Origin of the sequence: Promicromonospora kroppenstedtii DSM 19349, assembly GCF_000515355.1 — a bacterium.
GTDB lineage: Bacteria > Actinomycetota > Actinomycetes > Actinomycetales > Cellulomonadaceae > Promicromonospora > Promicromonospora kroppenstedtii.
The window spans coordinates 193,738-195,693 of sequence record NZ_KI911744.1; the positions used below are offsets into that span (position 1 = coordinate 193,738).

Sequence of the window (1,956 nt, forward strand, 5' to 3'; positions counted from 1 at the left end):
CACCGCCACGGGCCCGCCGCCTCGCACCGCGAGGGCGACGCCGATGACACCGACCACCGCGAGGACGCCTACGGCCCACCAGTCGGGGGCGAGGCCGGCGCCGTCGAACCCGGCGCTGGTCAGCGCCGCCGCGATGTTGGCCGCCGTGGCCACGCAGACCCAGCCGAGGTAGACACCCAGCACACCGTCGACCAGCACGCGGTCGAGCACGCCGGCGGGACGGCCGCGCAGCAGGATCAGGAAGACCCGGACGAGCAGCGTGAGCAGCGCCGCGATGACCAGCACGCTCACCCAGAGCCAGCCGGCCTGGACCACCAGGATCCACGCCGCGTTGAGCAGCATCGTGCCGGCGACCGGGAGCCGCAGGCGCCGCTGCCGCTCCCGCGCCGCGGGCGTCGGCGCGTGGAACCACTGCAGCACCGTGTAGCCGGCGAGCCCGACGTAGACGACGGTCCACACCGAGAACGCCGCGGAGGCCGGGGCGAGCAGCGTGGCGTCGGTGTCCAGGGCTCCCCCGGCCGCCGCGTTGACGGACGTGCCACCGAACACGCCGACGCCGATCATGGAGCCGATGACGCAGACCACGAAACTGACGGTGACGACGATCCGCTGGACCAGGTCGTGCGACGTGCTGTGTGCCATGAGCCCTCCTCGGACGGGCCGGGTGGCCCCCTCGGCCTGCCCCAGCAGGCAACCACCCGGCGAATATGCCTAGCCTATCTAGTAAATCGCTGGGCTTCATGTTTTGGAGAAAGGTTGGTGTCCCCCATGCCCCGAGTACTCGTCACCGGAGCCACCGGATACATCGGCGGGCGGCTCGTGCCCGAGCTGCTGGCCGCCGGGTACGACGTGCGCGTGCTGGCCCGGCACCCCGAACGGATCGCCTCGCGGGACTGGTCCGGAGACGTCGACGTGGTCGAGGGCGACGCCACCTCGCGCGACGACCTGCGGCGGGCGCTCGACGGCATCGACGTCGCCTACTACCTGATCCACGCGCTGGGCGCCGGGTCCGGGTTCGCCGAGCGCGACCGCAGCACGGCCCGCGGCTTCGCGGTCGTGGCGCGCGAGGTCGGCGTGGGCCGGGTGGTCTACCTCGGCGGCCTCTACCCGGAGGGCGAGAAGCTCTCGCCCCACCTGGAGTCCCGCCGGGAGGTCGAGCAGATCCTGCTCGACGGCGGCGCCCCCACCGTCGTGCTACGGGCCGCGGTGATCCTCGGCTCCGGCAGCGCCTCGTTCGAGATGATGCGCTACCTCACCGAGCGGCTGCCGGCCATGGTCGCGCCACGCTGGATCAACAACCGCATCCAGCCCATCGCCGTGCGCGACGTGCTGCGCTACCTCGTGGGCGCGGCGTCGATCCCCGCCGAGGTCAGCCGCGGCTTCGACATCGGCGGACCGGACATCCTCACCTACCGCGAGATGATGCAGCGCTACGCCGCCGTCGCCGGGCTGCGCCCGCGCCTGATCCGCGCCGTCCCGGTACTCACCCCCGGGCTGGCCAGCCTGTGGGTGGGCCTGGTGACGCCCGTTCCGCCGGGCATCGCGCGGCCGCTCGTCGGCTCGCTGGTGCACGAGGTGGTGGCCCAGGAGGACGACATCAAGCAGTACGTGCCCGACCCGCCCGAGGGCCTCATCGGCTTCGACGAGGCGGTCGCGCTCGCACTGGCCCGCATCCGGGACCTGGACGTGCGCACGAGCTGGGTGTCCGCCTCGACGCCGGGAGCGCCGTCCGACCCCCTGCCCGACGACCCCGACTGGGCCGGCGGGAGCCTGCTGGTCGACGACCGCTCCAGCAGGGTCGACACCACGAGCGACGCGCTGTGGACCGTGATCGAGGGCATCGGCGGCGCCCACGGCTGGTACTCCTGGCGGCTGGGCTGGGTGGCGCGCGGCCTCATGGACCGCCTCTTCGGCGGCCCCGGGCTGCGGCGCGGCCGGCGGCACCCGCACCGGCTC

Annotated in this window: 2 protein-coding genes; one reads left to right on the forward strand and one right to left on the reverse strand. The window is 73.6% G+C overall.

What is annotated here, in order from left to right:
• Window positions 1-642 (reverse strand): tryptophan-rich sensory protein (locus PROKR_RS36175; RefSeq protein ID WP_051433339.1); only part of this gene is annotated, 642 nt, incomplete at its 3' end.
• A 126-nt stretch (window positions 643-768) separates the two neighbouring features.
• Between PROKR_RS36175 and PROKR_RS25180 the strand changes: the two genes are divergently transcribed.
• On the forward strand, window positions 769-1,956 hold a 1,188-nt coding region (locus tag PROKR_RS25180; protein ID WP_036969060.1), incomplete at its 3' end, for an NAD(P)H-binding protein.